This is a genomic window from Paraflavitalea pollutisoli (assembly GCF_029360705.1).
Lineage (GTDB): Bacteria > Bacteroidota > Bacteroidia > Chitinophagales > Chitinophagaceae > Paraflavitalea > Paraflavitalea pollutisoli.
In genome coordinates, this window is the sequence record NZ_JARKMX010000008.1 from 3598208 (window position 1) to 3615687 (window position 17480).

The following is a 17480-nucleotide window of genomic DNA, read 5'->3' on the forward strand; positions in this document are numbered from 1 at the left end:
ACTAGTGGGATGTCGGGTACGCTGCAAAATTACGGCCAACCGCCTGGTACTTATCGCTTACCGGCGGTTACCTTACCGGCAGGCGGTATACCCAGCGCCTGCAGGATCTTACCGAAAATAGCAGTATTCTCGTAAACGCCCTGAAAGAGATTGGATTGCGGACCATAAGCAAACACGGGAACGGGTATGGCAGTATGGTCGTCGGTCGCAAACTGGGCTGCGATCCTTCCCGCTGTATAGTCACCAGCCATCAACGATACGCCACCAGTTTCATGATCGGCAGTTACGATAACAAGTGTTTCGCCGTTGCTATCTGCAAATTCCATGGCGCGGCCTACCAATTGATCAAGGTCCATCACTTCGGTCACCAACCAGGGAAAATTGTTGTCATGTGCGCCATGATCTGGCTGCGCACCTTCTGCCATCAGGAAGAAACCTCCCTTATTTTGTGACAGGATACTGAGCGACCTATCAAAAGCTTGGCGCAGCCAACTGCCACGACCATTCAACACAGAGAGATGGGCCCGCTCATCGGCCACCACCCATCGTTGGGCAGAGTGGGCAGGAACGCTGTCCAGCGTGCGGACAATATGAAAACCTTGCCGTTGTAAAACGGCTTCCGATGCCGGATTAAGACCACTATTGCCTGACCCCATCAGCAACTGTATGGGCGAATGGGCCAGGTCGGCAAACATGCCTGCATCGTTGCTGCGCTCCGCCTGGTGACCATAGAAAGAGGCAGGTGTTGCATCCGACATATCACCCGACGTGATCACACCACTACGCATCCCTCTAGGATGAACATAATCCGGGATCTGCGGCAGCGCTACGCCGGTATGATCGACGCCTACTGCCCGGTTATTGGTCTTTTGGCCAGTGGAGAGGGCGGTAGCGCCGGGCGCTGAATCGGTGATGAAATTATCGTACGAGCTGGTCTTCGACAGTCCGATGCTGCGCATATTGAATACATTGAGGCTGGCGTGGTTGGCCGTATAGCCACTGTACCAATGAGCGAGGCCTGTGCCATCACCGATCAGCAGGATCACATTTTTTACTTTCTTAGGCAAGCCATCGTTCCTGTAAGTGGGATTGTATAGACTATAGGCACTATCTGCCTGGTAGGTAGTGCGGGGCAGTCGTTGCAGGAAACCACCCATTTCAACAATACGATCGGTATTGAGGAAATCCACTTTCATCCGCATCAGGTGGTACCAGGCATTGATGTTATCGGGGGTAGCCCAGAAACGGACCGGCTTGTTCAGCGAATGTGACAAAGCGACCAGCTTTTGCAGCGTGTCTGCTTCTTTCGCTGGCAGGCGGCCTTTCCCATTCCATTTGGTGAACTTGTGAAAGTCGGCGCTCAATAAAGCGATCTTCTGCAGCGCTGGGGGAGTATAGGTTTGACCCAGGCTGCCATCGAACCAGATAAAGGCCGGGTACTGTTGCCAGGTAGCAGGATCGGGTCGGCTGCCCGAGATCACAAAACGGATCTTCGGATTGTTGGCCAGGGAAGGATATTGCTTCAGCACAGCCACCAACTTTGCCAGGGTAGGTACACCGTCCGTTTTCAGGTCGATGAGTAGTTGTAAAGGCTTGTTGTGGTCTGCATACGGAAATCCACCATGCTGCTGTACCAGGGCCGCGAGCGGCTTCAGGTAAAGACTTTCTACATCGGGACTGGTGGGTGCATGAGCACTGTCGTGCGCTACCCGTAAAGTATCGTTGACCAGGTGTAGGTCTGCTTCCATAGAACCAAACCCCTGGTTATAAGCAGCGCGGAAAGGAAACGGATTTTCGTAATCGTTGTGAGAATGAGCGTTGGCCGTCGTGTATTGAACAGGTTGGGCCCAGGCAGTAACTGTATAAAGGCTGAAGAGACAGGCGAACAGTTTTTTCATACCGAAAGTTAATAAGACCGGCGCAAGATACGGCCCATCAACCCCGCATATCCCGTAGCATTAATTAATAAATTATTATGAAACACCCCGGGTGCGGTGGTGCCGCAGTTCAATGCGGGCGTTGCGGGCGGCGGCGATGATGGTCAGCACGATCGCGGCGATCGCTACATACATCGCTGTTTGCGCCACGCGTTCGTCGCGGTTTTGCAGTGCTACAAACAGGGCATAGGTAGCCCAGGCTATCACTGCGGGATACAGAAAATCCTTATATCGGATGCTAATAAAGAGCGAAAGCAATACGATCACCGCCAGCAAGATATTGGTCCAGTTACCATTGCTGAGCGCACCACCATCCCACCCCATCGCTACCAGCCACAACGACACATTGGCAATGGTGGCTACACTGATCCAGCCGAGAAACAACGAGGAAGGCACCATGAGCCATTTACTGCGGTGCTGCGCCCAGATGCCCTGATTGGTGCGGATGAAATAGACCATACCCGCCACCAGCATCACGAGGATGATCACCACACTAAGGGAGATCTGGTTGTTGCGGTAGGCAAATTGCCAGGCGAGGCCCAGCAGGTTGATCAGGATGACCGGAACGGCCAGGTGATCATAGATTGGCTTGTGCTTTTGAGCAGGTAAAAGCTGCACGATGGCATATACGATGAATGAAAAATAGATAACACCCCAGATCGAAAAGGCATAACCGGCAGGCACGAAAAAATTATCATACCTGTCCGTCACTTCCCGCATGGAGGCACCACCCCATCCCATACGCTCCATGGCCGTACTCAGACCGACGTTCACAATCACTGCCAACAGGGTTAACCAGCGCAATATGGTATTGGGTGTTTTCATGACATCTTTTTATTTTTTCTTATAAGAATTATGCCAGGCAGGCTCTGCAGGCTCTATCGACCGATAATCAGCCCAAAACGTAGATGCCTTTCAACGGCCCTAGCGGAAATGTTGTCATTTTCAGCATGTCTGCCTCATAATCAAGCTGTTTTGGCGCTTTTTTTGTGGAAGTGGCATTTTTTTCAAATCATACGCTATGAAATATGCATTCCTGTTGCTGGCTTTCTACAGCCTGCAACTCGCTGCCCAAGACAAAACTGTACAGGGATTAAAGAGTGAAGGTAGCCGTACCATTAACCGCAATACCAGCGACACCAGCAAACGCTCCTGGAAATTTGGCGGAACGTTTAACCTCAATGTGAACCAGGGCGCCCTCAGCAACTGGTCGGCCGGGGGTGACAATTTTTCCCTGTCACTGACATCGCTGGTGAATTTGTTCGCTTATTATAAACATGGTCGTCACTCCTGGGACAACAACCTCGATATGGCCTATGGCATGGTAAACACTACCAGTCTTGGACAACGCAAGGCCGACGACCGGATCGACTTTGTGTCGAAATATGGGTACGAGCTGGATAAAAAGTGGTACCTGAGTACGCTGCTCAATTTCCGTAGCCAGTTTGCCCGGGGGTATGCCTACCCTTCCGATACGAACAAGGTGCTGACGTCTAATTTTCTCTCGCCCGCCTATGTGGTGCTCTCCGTGGGTATGGACTACAAGCCTGTAGAAGCATTCTCTTTATTCATGTCGCCGATCACTTCCCGGTGGGTTATCGTGCAGAATGATTCTTTGGCTTCTGTAGGCGCCTTTGGCGTAGACAGCGGGAAAAATGTAAAGATGGAGCTGGGTGCTTATGCGTCAATAAACTGGAATAAAAAACTGACCCCTACCACCAATTACAAAACGCGTCTGGAGTTGTTTTCCAATTACCGGCATGACCCATTTAACATAGATATTTTCTGGACGAATATCATAGCCGTTAAGATCACCAGGCTCATCAATATGAATCTTTCCCTGGATGTGATCTATGACAACGATGTACCAACAGTTCGAAAAGACGGCACCGCCGGGGGCCCCAAGCCACAGATCAAAGAGTTGATGGGTGTTGGATTTGTGGTGAAGTTTTAAGGGCGTGTTAACGTCCGGAGCGGGTATTATTCACGAGGCTTACTATATTGCACACTTATTAATTTAAAGTACATGAGATATTGGTTAATGGCCGGATTGTTGGCCGCCAGCCTGGTGGCGGTAGCACAATCCAAAAAGACTTCCGGTAACCCTATTTTTGAAGGTTGGTATGCCGACCCCGAGGGAATTATCTTCAACAAAACATATTGGGTGTATCCTACGTATAGCGACAAATATGAGAAGCAGGTATTCATGGATGCCTTTTCCTCACCCGACCTCGTTAACTGGACTAAACATCCCCGCATTGTGGATACAGCGTCCGTAAAATGGGCGAAGAAAGCGATGTGGGCGCCAGCCATCATCGAGAAAGACAACAAATACTACCTGTTCTTTTCGGCCAATGATATTCAAAACAACAATGAGGCAGGTGGTATTGGCGTAGCCGTTGCCGACAAACCCGAAGGCCCCTTCAAAGACCTGCTGGGAAAGCCCCTGCTGGATAAATTTTATAATGGCGCCCAACCCATCGACCAGTTTGTGTTCAAAGACAAAGACGGCCAGTACTACATGATCTATGGCGGCTGGCGCCATTGCAATATCGTGAAACTGAAACCTGATTTCTCGGGCTTTATTCCCTACGAAGACGGTACTATTTACAAGGAGATCACGCCCAAAGGCTATGTAGAAGGGCCGTTCATGTTCATGAAAGACAACAAGTACTATTTCATGTGGAGTGAAGGCGGCTGGACAGGCCCCAATTACAGCGTGGCGTATGCCATCAGCAATACACCTTTTGGTCCTTTTGAAAGGATCGGCACGGTATTGCAGCAAGACTCTACGGTGGCCAGGGGCGCCGGTCACCACTCGGTGATCCAGATCCCCAAGAAGAACGAGTATTACATGGTATACCACCGCCGTCCGCTCAGTGAAACACATGCCAACCACCGTGTTACCTGTATAGACAAAATGGTATTCGACAAAAACGGATTGATACAACCCGTCAAGATCACTTTCGAAGGCGTGAAGCCGCGGAAGCTGAAATAAACACTATGAGCAAATAGCAAGAGGGCCGCTGAAATCAGCGGCCCTCTGCATTTTATTTCCTTTCCAATACCTGCCCGTTAAAGGTGATCGGCGTACGGTTGGTACTCGTTACCTGTAGGGAGGCGGAGCCATTGGTAAACACCGTCAGGAAAAACTGCTGCACATCACTCACATCGGAGGGCTTGATGGTGATCTGCCAGCCTTTTTTGATGTTCTCTACTTTGTAATCAAACTTGGTGGAATTGAACTGGATGCCACCTTTGGTAGGATCGATGGGCGCAGTAAACGAACGTCCAAAATAAGGCAGGTCGGATACGACCGTGTCTTTGCCCACCTTCACCGAGTACTCAGTCGTCAGCTGGATCAGCCGGCCTCGCATGGGATTGGCCGACTGGGGCCTGAATACAAATCGCTGCGCTTCGATCATGGCCGTCACTTGCGCAGCTTTCTCTTCCTTCTTACTTGCTTTGTTGTCCTGTGCGGTAGCCGTGCTGAGAAAACCTATGCTCATCAACAGCATCCATGCCAGGGTCCTGGTGTATGATAATGCTTTCATAACTCCTGTTTATTTAAACTTGAACAATACATAGCAATTTACACCAATACAAATTCATGCCAGCGGGGTAGCGGGATGGCGCCACGAAGATTAACGCGGCGTTATAGCCTTCTTTTTAAATTTGTTAACGAAGCTGCTGGCCTGACAATGGCGCTCACAGGGCGCACATCCGCGAAACCAAGGGGCAACAGAAGAGCGTCTCCCTGATCCAACCTCCGTCCTTTTTTGGCTTAGACACTCCCACCGGCACGCCATGAAGCACCATAACGCATTGATAAAATCTGACCGTTTCCGGGATGTGCACTTCCGGCAGCCTGGTTTAGCGCCCGGGTTTTGCATTGATTTTCACTGGATTAGAGCGGTCTTCCATCGCTCAACCACTGGTAATCCCTCGGTAAACCTTGCTTTTTTGCGCATTAACTTTGGAGCCAGACCCTAGGTTAACCCTACCTTGGGGCCAGCTTGGCCAGACCAATATAGTGGTCATTTCCGACGTATTTTTTGGAAGGCCGACGGCAATGCATTATCTTTATTGACCATATATTCATGGCACGCTTCAACTGCATACCACCTGTGACGGGCAACCTTGGCCCGGTCGTCATCTACGAGATGTATGGGCGGTACTTTATGCGCACGACCAGTTCGCTGACCCGTGAACGGGTTAAGAAAGACCCAGCTTTTGGTCGTACCAGGGAGTTGGCGAGCTTGTTGGCGAAAGCATCGCGTATGGCTGCTGCCGTTTATGCCGTATTGCCTGCAGACAAAAAAATGAGTGGCTTGTACCGCAAACTGACGGGCGAGGCCATGTACTGGTTGTGTAACCAGTGGACGGTGGCGGAGGTGAAGGAATACCTGCAGCGGATGTACTTGCGGCCCCTGGGCATCCAACTGGTGCCAGCCAAGGCGCCGGTGGTGAAGAAGCCCCAGCAGCGGGTTGTCGCGGACAAGCCCCTACCGGAGGAAAAACAATTACCAGTTACTCGTGCCAACAAGCGAATAGCTGCCAGTCAACATAGGTCGACCGTGAAGCGGCACCCGCTTCGGGTGATCCCTGCTACAACACCTGCGCGCCGCAGCAGTGCCCTGGTGCACCTGTGGGTACGCGAACATCCTGCCAGGAGGGTGGCAGGTATTGAAAGTTCCTGAATGGATTATTGATTAGCCGACAAATACCGGTGAATGACATGCAGGGCATCCATGCAGCGATTGCCCCAATGTTTTTCGTAGCCAAACCTGAACTCCCAAATAGCTTCTTCTTTGGTGGAGTTGTCGTGCGCTTCGAAGAGCAGCAGCCCTCTTTTCAGATCGAGGTAGATGGCTGCCAGGTCATCGATGAGGTCACCGGTGCTGACCTGTGTTGGCTCGTTTACCTGCAGCATATTGAGTGTATTCCAGTAGCGATTCAAGGGCAGGTGGTCGGTGATCATCCGGCGAACGCGATCCATATGGATCTTGTGGTCATTGGCCTCCAGGTTGATCGTAGTGGCCGGCGTGATGTCGGGCAGGTCGAGGCCCGCACGATACAACGTCAGCAGGTCTTTCTGCACGGTGCGCAGAAACTGCCGCGGATCATGCCCCAGGTCCGTTTCAATAAACATACAATAAGCCCTTGCTGCACTGATGAAATCTTTGATCGGTTGGGATGTAAGCATGGATCCTGTTTTCGGTTATGATATTTATAAACTAATAGCAACAATTGTTACCCGCCTGTACAAATCTACTAAATAGAAAAACGTGAAAAACACCCTGTTTTGTGGCAAATTTTGTTGCCATATTTACTGATGCACCGTTTACTCCCTTTTATTCTGCTCCTTATCTATTTCAGACCTGCTACAGCTCAAGAAAAAATCGAGCCTGCTGCGGCTTCACAAAAACTTTTTATCGATAGCATTAATCCGAACTACTACTATCTACAGATCGTTGAAGACAAATTACTACAAGAACCGCTTCTCGCTTCCGAGGATACCAAGGTTATTCTATATAAAGAGAATTACCGGCACACATACGGGGAGAATGTTTACCTCACGTATCACAAAGCATATTGGCCACTCCCGTATAAAAACGGCGGCTTCTTCCTCGATTCGCTATTTGTGCAGGACTTTTTTGCCAGCCTTATCCGTGCCTCCTGGGTAAACCAAGGAGGACATATCCGGAAGAAAATCATCAGAAGAGAAATGCCAGAGGAAGTTAAAGCAGACAATAGGGGTGCAGCCAGCAATGAATATTGGCTCGAAGTAGAGGTAACCGCTCCCATACGCCTCGACAATAGCATTGCACGATTCACGGTTGGCAATAAAAAAAGAATAATTGACCTATACAATGTTGACGCCAGTAAGTATGTCAGGGGCAAAGTCACCAATACCGTCTTCTGGAGGTCATTAAAGCTTATCAACAACAATTTCATTACGTTTTCGATACATGATGCCCAGTTTAAAGATTCAGTGATCATTGGATTCAATGATAACACCAGTTACTTCGGTTATCTCCCACGCAAACGTCCCACTCCCAAAACAATCTTTGACAAGGTCATATTCGATTCCACATTTATTGTGATCCATAACGACAAACAAGGAAATATTCTAAACAATTACAATCCTTATGACGAATACTTTCCTGAATACTATCTCGACACTAATAAAAACTTGCAGTACTACGATCGCAGTCGGGATTTAAATTCAAAACAATATATAGAAAGCAGTAGAAGAGTACCATACAGTTTCAGCAACATGCTCTTCAATAAGGTAACTTTTAATGCAGACATCATCTTTCAGAGCAGTTATTTTAAGGATGTCAACTTCAACAACTGTAACTTCAATGGGCCCTTATTCCTGAAAGACAAAACATTCGACACCTGCCTGTTCCAAAATTGCAAATTTCAAAATCTGGTTGACCTCAGGAACACTAATTTTATCAGAAGTACATTCAAAGGCAGCTACTTCAAGAAATCGTGTAACGTACTGTTGTCTAAAGAAGATCCCGTAAGCAAACTTTCCCTGGACCTGCCGTCCTTTGAGAAAATATTCTTTATTATTGACTGGGGCTGGAACGACAATAACCAATACATTTTTTGGAATGACAGCACGAAAAGCTTTGACGTACGATATTTTGTACCGGTGAGTGAAAATAGTGATACACATGCTAACCCATTCGGCAACTTTCGGGAAGAAGACCTTGAAGTGGTGAAAATAAAGTATCAGCAACTTAACGAATACCTTAAATCAAATTTTAAAAGCGATGACCTTTTAGGTTCTAGTCACCAAAAGATAAGCAACCGGTTTTATTACCAGGTAAAGCAATACGAGCAGGAATACTACAAAAGACATAATATATTAAAATACTATTGGCTTTGTTTTCTAGAAAAAGTAGTCAATTTTGGATACGAAGGAGAAATGAATTTCTTTGGCACCTGCCTGATGGTTATATTATTGTTCAGCTTGATATACGCGTTTCTGTACCAGCGTGAAGTGACTTCACACCTTACAAAGAGTACAACCACGACTGAAAAAAGTAATTATTTCACACGGGAGGAAGTTGAAGAAAAATCCTTCTGGCAAAAATTTGGCGTTCGCGTTTTTGCCATGGACTTGTTCAGAGCCTTTTACTTTAGCTTTATTGTATTCTTTTCACCCCGATTTCCCATGACTTATTTCAATTTCTCAAAGGGATTGGTCAGGATTGTCATTTTCGAGTGGCTGCTCGGTATTTTTTTTATCATCCTTTTCTTTGTCTATATCGCTGGAAACTATCCGATCATTACAAAGCTATTAGGCATTTAGTCAACCAGCACTGCAAACGTTTAATTTCGCATCAGCCGCTTCATGGTGGCCCGCATGATCTCGAAGAAGGTCTTGCGGGGCTGTACGCGGTCGAATAACATTGGGTTGTATTGTACTTCTTTGTGTTCCCGTAATAATTTCTCCATCGTTTTGCCGGGATCGTAGGTATCGCGCACAGTCACCAATGTGGCGAAATCTTTTTTCACTACCTCTTCTGTCAGCGGCGCACATTGGTGGTCGACACCCGCCAGCTGCATGATCTGCAGAAAGCCATAGTCGCCCATATGCAGGGAATAGCCACCCCAGCGGGTGCGACTCTGTTCCCATAGCCCAAATTCGCTTTTGTTGATCCACAGCTGCTTCTTCATCACATCGACGATCACCACTTCCCAATCGGCATTGATTTCCTGCAAAGGCAGGACCGATTTGGTCTTGGTGCTCAGCAACGGTATGATCTCTTCACCATATCCAACAATCGCTTCTATGGAGAGATTGCCGGTACGTGTGATAAACAACTGTTCCTTCCACCGGATGACCACGAGGGCTGTATCCAACTCACCGGCCTTGTCATCGATCACTTCCTGCCGGCCCAGTGTATAAGGCTTCTGCCACTCCTGCCTGGATACATAGTCTATGCCCAACCATTGCGCCACATCGTACATCCTGTTGCGCAACAGGATGATCTCCCAGCCTGGCCATTTCTTCGCCAATTGGGTCAGGTAGTATTGTTCCAGGGTAGTATTAGTGAGTACATGCAGCTGAAAGAATCCCAGCTGTTTTTTTTCCGTATCGACAACAACGCAACCTTCCACCCATACTTCGCTCAGGAGGGAATCCATCTGCTGACATTCCATTACAAAACCCAGGAAGCGTTCTACGCCGAGGTACAGGTCTTCCGTAATATGCTGCGCCCGCCAATGGCTGTAGTGTATCCGGTAGGCATGGCCGGCCTTGATGATATAGTTCGCGCGGTGTCCCATAAAAATGTAACAGCAAAGATCGTCCGCCTGCCACGTTGTTGCAACCCAACTCTTATCTGGTAGCAAAAGCTTAACATGGAAGCAGCGATATCAACGAACTTTAACTAAATCAATCCAACACCGCCAGGAGGATCACCAGCGCAAATAAAATGGGTATTAAATACGTATACCGGGGATGCCTGAACTTGCGGCGTACCTCTTTGGGGTCTGGAAACAGCCCCTTATATACCGGCACATCGTAACGCTTCAAGCCACAATGACGGCAGATAATATTCGCTTCTTTGTACATTGGTACAAGGGTATCCAGTAGAAATGGAAGTACCGGCTCTTCATCAGTACGTCGGCCGACCGGTCGCCTTCACAAACAGGGCACTTGACCAGCGCATCATCGAGGCCAATGATCGCTTTTCGCTGACCATAAATGAGTATTGCCATTGGGATTGTAGTTTAGGGTTAAGAGGCTTACTTCAATTCTACTGCATGATCGGCCGGCATGTCCTGACCACTCCAGGCTTTTACGGCCGTCCAGGGCATAGCGGGTGCCGACCAGAACTCATCCGTATCGGGTAAGCCCAACGGCAGAAAGATCGCACTGCATAAATATACACTTCCCGTGTTGATGTATCCTTCAGAAAGTCCTGGCTGGTGACCAGCCAATCCGATATTGAGCCAACCCGTGGCGGTAAACGTACCAGGTGCATCGAGCGTACGCTTCAGCACCGCTGTCAAGGCACTTCTTACCTGGGCAGGCTTCAACTCTTTAGGCAATTGCTGGCGTAGCGACATATCGGCCAGGTGATGGAAGGCACCGCCGCGGTAGCAGATGGAACGCCCCGTTACCGGAAAGCTGCCGTCTGTATTGATCATACGCTCCTGCAACACCGCATAGCGTTGGCTGATCGTATCGAATTTGGCGGCATACCAACTATAGGCCCGGGGATTCCGCGACCGCAAGGCTGCGAGAATATTGCCAAGATAAGGTTGTATCACATAGCTGTTGTAATAGTCCCAATGATACTGCGCACCATCCGAATACACCCCATCACCCACATACCAGTGCTGAGCAAATTCACGGATGCCATACTCTACCCGTACACCATCGTATTCGATGCCGTATTTACAGAAGAAAGCCTCTATCATGCTGGAAAATAAGATCCAGTTGTTATAACCGGGTACAATGCTTCGCGTTGCCTTAAAGGCTGCGATCACATTGGCCTGCACATTGGCCGGCAGGTGCTCCCAGAGCCAGGGACAACGCACAAGGCCCAGTGCCAGAAAAGAAGCATCCACCAGGGGCTGACCAGCACCACTGAAACGCAAATAATCTTTGCCGGTAGAATCGACTGCCTGCGCAATGGCTTTTAACGTCAGGTCGCGGTATTCCTGCCGCAACTTGACCTCCGCCGCGTTGCCGCCTTCTATATTGAGCCATGGGGAAATACCGGTCAGTACCCGACCAAAGGCTTCGAGATAAGCTACCTGCGAGCGGCTACCGGCATTGTCGACCTTGGGCGACAATACCACTGGCATGTTTTGTTTGAGTGTACCGACAGCCAGATTGGTCAGCACGGGACGTATGACCTTATCGAGGCGAAGGAGCCATTCGGTACGGTCATCTGCCGGTTGTTCCTTCTTCTTAGATGGTTGGGCATTGGCAGTATAGACGGCAGCAGCCAGGGTGATGATAATGAACAGCTTTTTCATATGGGAATGGTGAAGATGCAAGCGCCGGCCCTGGGGCCGGCGCTGTAAGACAATTTATTATTTGCTGAGGTCTTTGTAGCGCTTCATCGCTTCTACATAATAGTAGTCTGCATACGTGAGCGGCACATCCACTTCCGACTTGGCAGGCAGGTGGCCTACGCAATGTTCGATGATGAAACCACCATTGGTGCCTGCAGGTGCTTTATAAGCAGCAGAAGACAGGGAACGCAGCATGGTAGTAGCCGCATCCGTATACACCTTCGCTTTACCGGCATCTACATAACCTTGCAGTTCCAGCAAGGCAGCGGCCGTGATGGCAGCCGCAGAAGCATCGCGTTTCGCATTGGGAATATCGGGGGCATTGAAATCCCAGTAAGGTACTTTGTCTGCCGGCAGGTTGGGATGCGTGAGGTAGTAGTTGGCAATATGATTTGCCTGATCTAAGTACTTTTTGTCTTTGGTAGCGCGGTACATCACCGTGAAACCATAGAGGCCCCAGGCCTGTCCGCGTGCCCAGGCTGATTCATCCGCAAAACCCTGTGCAGTGCGCTTTTGTTGTACGGCTCCGGTTTCGGGATTGTAGTTGATCACGTGGTAAGAACTATAGTCTGGACGGAAATGGTTCTTGATGGTCGTGTTGGCATGGGTAACGGCAATCTTGTAATAAGAAGAGTCGCCGGTTACCTGCGTAGCCCAGAAGAGCAACTCGAGGTTCATCATGTTGTCGATGATCACGAGGAACTCTGGCTTCTTGGAATCCCAGGATTTGATACATCCTACTTTGGGATCGAAGCGGGTGCACAGTGATTTGGCACTATTGATCAGTATCTCTTTGTATTCGGGTTTGGGCTGCAGGCGGTTGGCAGTGCCAAAGCTGCAGAACATCATGAAGCCCAGGTCATGGGTGCTTTTGTTGTATTGCTCTTTCTTGAGCGGCTCCAGGATACGCATGGCTTCGGTATACAATGCCTGGTCTTTGGTTTGCTCGTAGATATAGAGCAGGGTACCGGGATAAAAACCACTACACCACCAGCCTGAATTGCTGTATTCATGTTTGCCGGTCGTGGGGAAATAGGTCTTGGGAAATTTGTCCGCAGGCAGGTCTTTGGCCAGTACCTTATATTGAGCGCCGGCGTCTACAAATTCCTTGTCAAAGGATTGGGCCAGGGCCTTGTCTGTGGTTGCAGTCGTTTGTTTCTGGGTACCACAGGCCATCGCGAGTACGAATGCGCCGGCGGCCACACCATGCATCCAGGAGATCCTTCTTTTCATAAATGCTTATAATCGTGTTTTGTGTTGATTGGGTTGCGTCGGGCAATTTACGGCATATCTATGGCTGTAGTTAGTTTGGCCGCCACTCTAATACCGAAATCGTTTGCGGAGGAATGCTGGCCTTCCCTTCTCCGTCTACCTGCTCTACCCGTTGTACGAAGAGTTGCAGGGTTTTCTGCTGCTTCCAGTACTCGGTATCATAAGTCGGTTCCCAGGACCCGACGGTGTCGGTAGACAGGTCGGTCAGTTTCCATTTGGCCTTACGGATATTGCTTAGCAGGGCTGCCGATACTTTATTGCCCCGCTCCGCATCCCTGAACAACAGCGCGGCGCTTACTGTGCGGCCTTTGTTCCAGACCACGATCTGCGGGCGGGAGATGGGAATCCGTTTGGTGCCGGCACCACTCAGGCTGAAAGGGGTTTTACGAAAGGCGAGGTTACGCACCTGCCATCCCCGGTTGTCGAGGTATACGAGGTGGTACTGCGGAATTTTGCTGTCCTGCTCACGCCAGTACGTGGCGATATAAGGTCTGCCCTGCTCGTCGGCATACATCGAGGTCTGGTTCATCAGTTCGCTCTGGTGTGGAATGCGGCAGGCATACTCAGCCGTAGCGGCTGTTATAGGTAGCTGGTAGGGCTCGCCCTTCGAATTCTGCCAGGAGATGCCGCCATCGGTGGAACGTGCGTAGGCCATGTCGTGGTTGCTGGCTACGTCGGGACTCTCCCGCCACACCCATGAGATGTGGATGGTACCCCGCACATCTACGCAAGCCTGCCAATAGGCATTGCGTTGACCCTCGCCGTCGATGAGGTTCTTGTGTACGTTGGTCCAGGTTTTGGTTGGCAGGTCATAGCGGTTGATGACGAGGTTACCCTGGCCGGAACGTCCATCGCGGTAAAAGAACAGCAGGTTGCCATTGGCCAACTTATAAAATTCGGGATAGGTAACGCTGGTCTCTGTTTCGCTGGTCATGCGCATCTTATCCGTTACTTCGAGCGAGCCGGGTGCTTTGCTGCGGCAATACCGAAGGGCATTGTTGTGGTGGTCCCAGGCGAGGTGCAGGTAGCCATCGCCATCCACCATCAGGCTGATGCAGTTGTGGGCGTCGTTCACATTGCCTTTGTAGGGCGTTCGCTTCAATTCCCATTGAATGCTGCCTTGCTGGCGTTTACCCAATACGACATACCCGTCTGCATCGTAGAAAGCTGTGTATTGCCAGTTATCATGTGTCACCAGCGAATTCTTGCGGAAGATGACGGTATTAATGGAATTGTTGGCCCAGCCGGGGGCGATGGGAACCAATACCGGCGTTTGCTTCGCCACCGTGTTGGCAGCCTGTGGCGTGGTACCTGTTTGCGCGCTGAGTGGCCTGGTTGTCAATAGCTGTACAGCCAGTATCCCGGTCGCCACGACCGGGATACGAAGTAAATTGGTATGGATGTTATTTATCACTGGCAACCATTAAGATCGCTAAAGTAAGACGAGCGGGCGAAAAGGTGGAATTATTTGGTTTCATTTTCCACTTATTGTACACCCCTTCTCATTCGCCATCAAAACCTGCAGCACTATATATGACAACCAGGCTTTTTCCTGTACGCTCTTCCTGCGCTTCTCTTCCTTTAAATGTAAATGAAAATAATCCAACTCGCGGCGCAGATCGGCAGACTGTCCCAAAGAACTGACTTGCTGTATTAGGCTATCCAGGTTATTGACCCTTGTTAAGCGAATATCGCCGTACTGCCCAGGTTTCACCGCCGTTTGTGTATAAGCCCATGCCTGTTCTCCCCGGTAACCGATCAGGATCGCCCGGTAATTCAGGAGCGCATTGAGTTCCTCACGAAATACGCCAGCACTATCATTGACCCTCATAAAGCTGGCTAGTTGATCAGGCAGCAGGTAACAATACAACCGGTCGTAGGATGCTTTTTCGAGTACAGTGAATTGCACCGGGCTGTAGGTGATGGTGGCCGTTTTCTGGGTGGTGCTATCTGTAAAACGCATCGACTGTCGCTGGATCGTGGCTTCCGTCACGGCACGATCCACATTGTACCAGCCGGTGGCCACTACTTGTACACGGTAAACCTCAGCCGGCGGCAAAGGCCGGGGTACAGTATCGTACCCCAATTGCCGGTAAGCGTCTTTCAGGTTGATGTCCAGCTCCTGCTGCAGGTTATTGTTGATCCTTCGCTGCTCTTCGCGGGAATAGTTGACCGCTTTGCGCCTTGCAATTGAATCCAGCTGTTCTTGTTGCCGCCAATAGTCGTCTCTCGTTTTACGCGCTGCCAGCATATATGCCCCGGTGGCGGTTTTATAATAGGCTTTCAACTTCTGCAGTAGAGCAGTACTGGTCCGCACTTTACCATCGCGGCGCGCTGCAAAGGCTTCAAAACGTTTCTTTGTATTGCCGGTCGAGTTGGCTGCCACTGCGGAGTCGATCCTCCACATCGGCATATCCAATCCCTCCAGGTACGCCTCCAGCCATTGATTTTCACCACTGGCATGGATCACACGTAGGCGGGCTTCGAACTCACGGGTGGCTAACAGTGTTTGCTGGTAGGCATCGGACCAGATCGTTTGAATCGTGGCTGGATTGATGATGCAGTTGAATTCAGGATGCCTGAAACTTGATTGTGTATCCGATTCATTGTGCCATTCTCCCTCTTCACTTAATGTGCTTATAGTAGTCACTGAACGCTCGTAGCCATCGCCATAAGCTGCAAACGAATAGTATAAACTATCTGTAAACTTCTTATTGAGGTGATCATACCCCCACCGGCGGAGGGAATCGAGATAATGCGGCGGATAAAAATCGAGCGAATGGATGTCCACCGTCGTCAGGTCATGCTCGAGCGATTTGGGATTCACCCAATCAATACCGCCATTGGGCGATCGCTTGCCGCTATACAATTGCATGCCGGGCTTGATGCTATCCGTGGGCACTTCCAGGTAGATACCGTCAGCCGGGTTGATAGACAAACGCTTGCTCCCTTGCCGCGCATCCAGGAAGAACATACCGCCCGTTTCCAGTAACTGCGATCCGCTTCGGGTGCTGAGCCCCGCCCGCATGATCGACGCTGCATCGAGCGCTTCCTTCACGACCAGGGATACCATGCCAGTTGCCTGCTTACCATCCTCATCCAGCAACCCATTGGCAGGCACTGCCAGCACTATCCCGCCCTCCGTCGTCAAAATCGTATCGCGCCCTGCCTCGATGGTAAAGACCTGTGCAGCCAGCTGCCGGTCGGCATCTGCCCATACCTGCTCTCCTGCTTCGTTATAGGTCGGCAGGTTATTGCCTTCATAAGCCTGCTCCGGCTTGCCGCTTTTCAGCAAAACGGCGATGGTAATAGCAGCGATGACCAACACCCCTGCCCCACCCCAGCCCCAACGACGAATCTGCTGCCAGCGGGCAAACTGTTTGGCTGCCTTGGCGATCTGTTGTTGCAATACGGCACGCTCCACCCCCTGCATAATTTCCTGTTGTACCTTGACGGCTTCCTGCAAGTCAGCATCTGCTACCAACCGGGCTTCAAAAGCTGCTTTATCCGCAGGCGATAGTTGCCCTTGCAGGTACTCTTCTATCTCCCGGATCGTTTCCAATTCTTTTCTCATGGCAACAGGTTTGTAGGGTTAGGAGATAGTTGTTGTAGTTCTTTCAGCCGCATTTTAGCTGCCTCGATACATTTGTATTTCTGGTTTTTGGCTGTATGCTCCGCGCTATAGCCCATGCGCAGGGCAATATCCCGCAGTTTGAGTCCTTGCTCATAAAACAGCATCAGCAATTCACGACAACGGTCGCCCAGTTCGCTGATCACCTTTTCAGCGAGGCGCACACGCTGATCTGCCTCCCGCAACGCATCCAGGCTGGCTGTCTGCGCAGGCGTCAGGTCTTCCTCCAGTGGCTCTGCCATCTGCCGCTGGCGCTTTTTGACTTCGTCTTTCCATAAGTATTTACAAACGCTGTAGAGATAGGTGCTAAGCCTGGCCGTGAGTTGCAGGGTATTGTTGCGGGCCTGCGTGCAAACAATAATAAGTGCCTCCTGGAAGATATCCGCCGCATCTTCCGGCGTACCTCCATAATTCCGGATCATCTTCCGGACCATCGGAAAATGCCGGTACAAAGCGGCCAGCGCCTTGTCATTGGTATTTTCCTTCAATAATTGCAGGATCTGCTGATCGTCCATGCGTATAGGGTTTAGCAGTATATGGTCAACAACGAAAAAAGTCACCCCGAAAGGATGACTTTTTTATAAAAA

General features: G+C 50.1%; 15 protein-coding genes. 4 read left to right on the plus strand and 11 right to left on the minus strand.

Annotated elements, in window-relative coordinates:
* Positions 1-50: 50 nt before the first annotated feature.
* Entirely contained in the window at positions 51-1898 is a 1848-nt protein-coding gene (locus tag P2W70_RS28095) for an alkaline phosphatase (protein WP_276484894.1), read from the minus strand.
* A 75-nt stretch (positions 1899-1973) separates the two neighbouring features.
* Entirely contained in the window at positions 1974-2762 is a 789-nt protein-coding gene (locus P2W70_RS28100; protein ID WP_276484895.1) for a tryptophan-rich sensory protein, read from the minus strand.
* 196 nt (positions 2763-2958) lie between these two features.
* Between P2W70_RS28100 and P2W70_RS28105 the strand changes: the two genes are divergently transcribed.
* On the plus strand, positions 2959-3891 hold the full coding sequence (locus P2W70_RS28105) for a DUF3078 domain-containing protein (protein WP_276484896.1): 933 nt from the start codon (positions 2959-2961) through the stop codon (positions 3889-3891).
* A 72-nt stretch (positions 3892-3963) separates the two neighbouring features.
* Positions 3964-4935: a glycoside hydrolase family 43 protein gene (locus tag P2W70_RS28110; protein WP_276484897.1), complete on the plus strand. Its 972-nt coding sequence runs from the start codon at positions 3964-3966 to the stop codon at positions 4933-4935.
* A gap of 52 nt (positions 4936-4987) precedes the next feature.
* On the opposite strand, the gene P2W70_RS28115 is transcribed toward P2W70_RS28110, so the two are convergent.
* A complete protein-coding gene (locus P2W70_RS28115; protein ID WP_276484898.1) occupies positions 4988-5491 on the minus strand; it encodes a DUF4251 domain-containing protein in 504 nt (167 codons plus the stop codon).
* 546 nt (positions 5492-6037) lie between these two features.
* Between P2W70_RS28115 and P2W70_RS28120 the strand changes: the two genes are divergently transcribed.
* Positions 6038-6637: a hypothetical protein gene (locus P2W70_RS28120; RefSeq protein WP_276484899.1), complete on the plus strand. Its 600-nt coding sequence runs from the start codon at positions 6038-6040 to the stop codon at positions 6635-6637.
* A 5-nt stretch (positions 6638-6642) separates the two neighbouring features.
* On the opposite strand, the gene P2W70_RS28125 is transcribed toward P2W70_RS28120, so the two are convergent.
* Entirely contained in the window at positions 6643-7143 is a 501-nt protein-coding gene (locus P2W70_RS28125; protein WP_276484900.1) for a DUF5063 domain-containing protein, read from the minus strand.
* A gap of 99 nt (positions 7144-7242) precedes the next feature.
* Between P2W70_RS28125 and P2W70_RS28130 the strand changes: the two genes are divergently transcribed.
* Positions 7243-9267, plus strand: a complete 2025-nt coding sequence (locus P2W70_RS28130; RefSeq protein ID WP_276484901.1) for a pentapeptide repeat-containing protein — start codon at positions 7243-7245, stop codon at positions 9265-9267.
* 20 nt (positions 9268-9287) lie between these two features.
* On the opposite strand, the gene P2W70_RS28135 is transcribed toward P2W70_RS28130, so the two are convergent.
* The 7 genes from P2W70_RS28135 to P2W70_RS28165 form a co-directional block, all read right to left on the minus strand.
* Positions 9288-10247, minus strand: a complete 960-nt coding sequence (locus P2W70_RS28135) for a hypothetical protein (protein ID WP_276484902.1) — start codon at positions 10245-10247, stop codon at positions 9288-9290.
* 246 nt (positions 10248-10493) lie between these two features.
* Entirely contained in the window at positions 10494-10682 is a 189-nt protein-coding gene (locus P2W70_RS28140; protein WP_276484904.1) for a hypothetical protein, read from the minus strand.
* A 27-nt stretch (positions 10683-10709) separates the two neighbouring features.
* The gene (locus P2W70_RS28145; protein ID WP_276484905.1) at positions 10710-11951 is read right to left on the minus strand and encodes a DUF2264 domain-containing protein; all 1242 of its coding nucleotides are present in this window, start codon (positions 11949-11951) and stop codon (positions 10710-10712) included.
* Between the two features lie 57 nt (positions 11952-12008).
* The gene (locus P2W70_RS28150; protein ID WP_276484906.1) at positions 12009-13223 is read right to left on the minus strand and encodes a glycoside hydrolase family 88 protein; all 1215 of its coding nucleotides are present in this window, start codon (positions 13221-13223) and stop codon (positions 12009-12011) included.
* A 70-nt stretch (positions 13224-13293) separates the two neighbouring features.
* On the minus strand, positions 13294-14676 hold the full coding sequence (locus tag P2W70_RS28155; protein ID WP_276484907.1) for a BNR repeat-containing protein: 1383 nt from the start codon (positions 14674-14676) through the stop codon (positions 13294-13296).
* A gap of 60 nt (positions 14677-14736) precedes the next feature.
* A complete protein-coding gene (locus P2W70_RS28160; RefSeq protein WP_276484909.1) occupies positions 14737-16836 on the minus strand; it encodes a hypothetical protein in 2100 nt (699 codons plus the stop codon).
* Positions 16833-17408, minus strand: a complete 576-nt coding sequence (locus tag P2W70_RS28165) for an RNA polymerase sigma factor (RefSeq protein WP_276484910.1) — start codon at positions 17406-17408, stop codon at positions 16833-16835. Before P2W70_RS28165 ends, P2W70_RS28160 begins: the two co-directional genes overlap by 4 nt.
* Positions 17409-17480 lie beyond the last annotated feature (72 nt).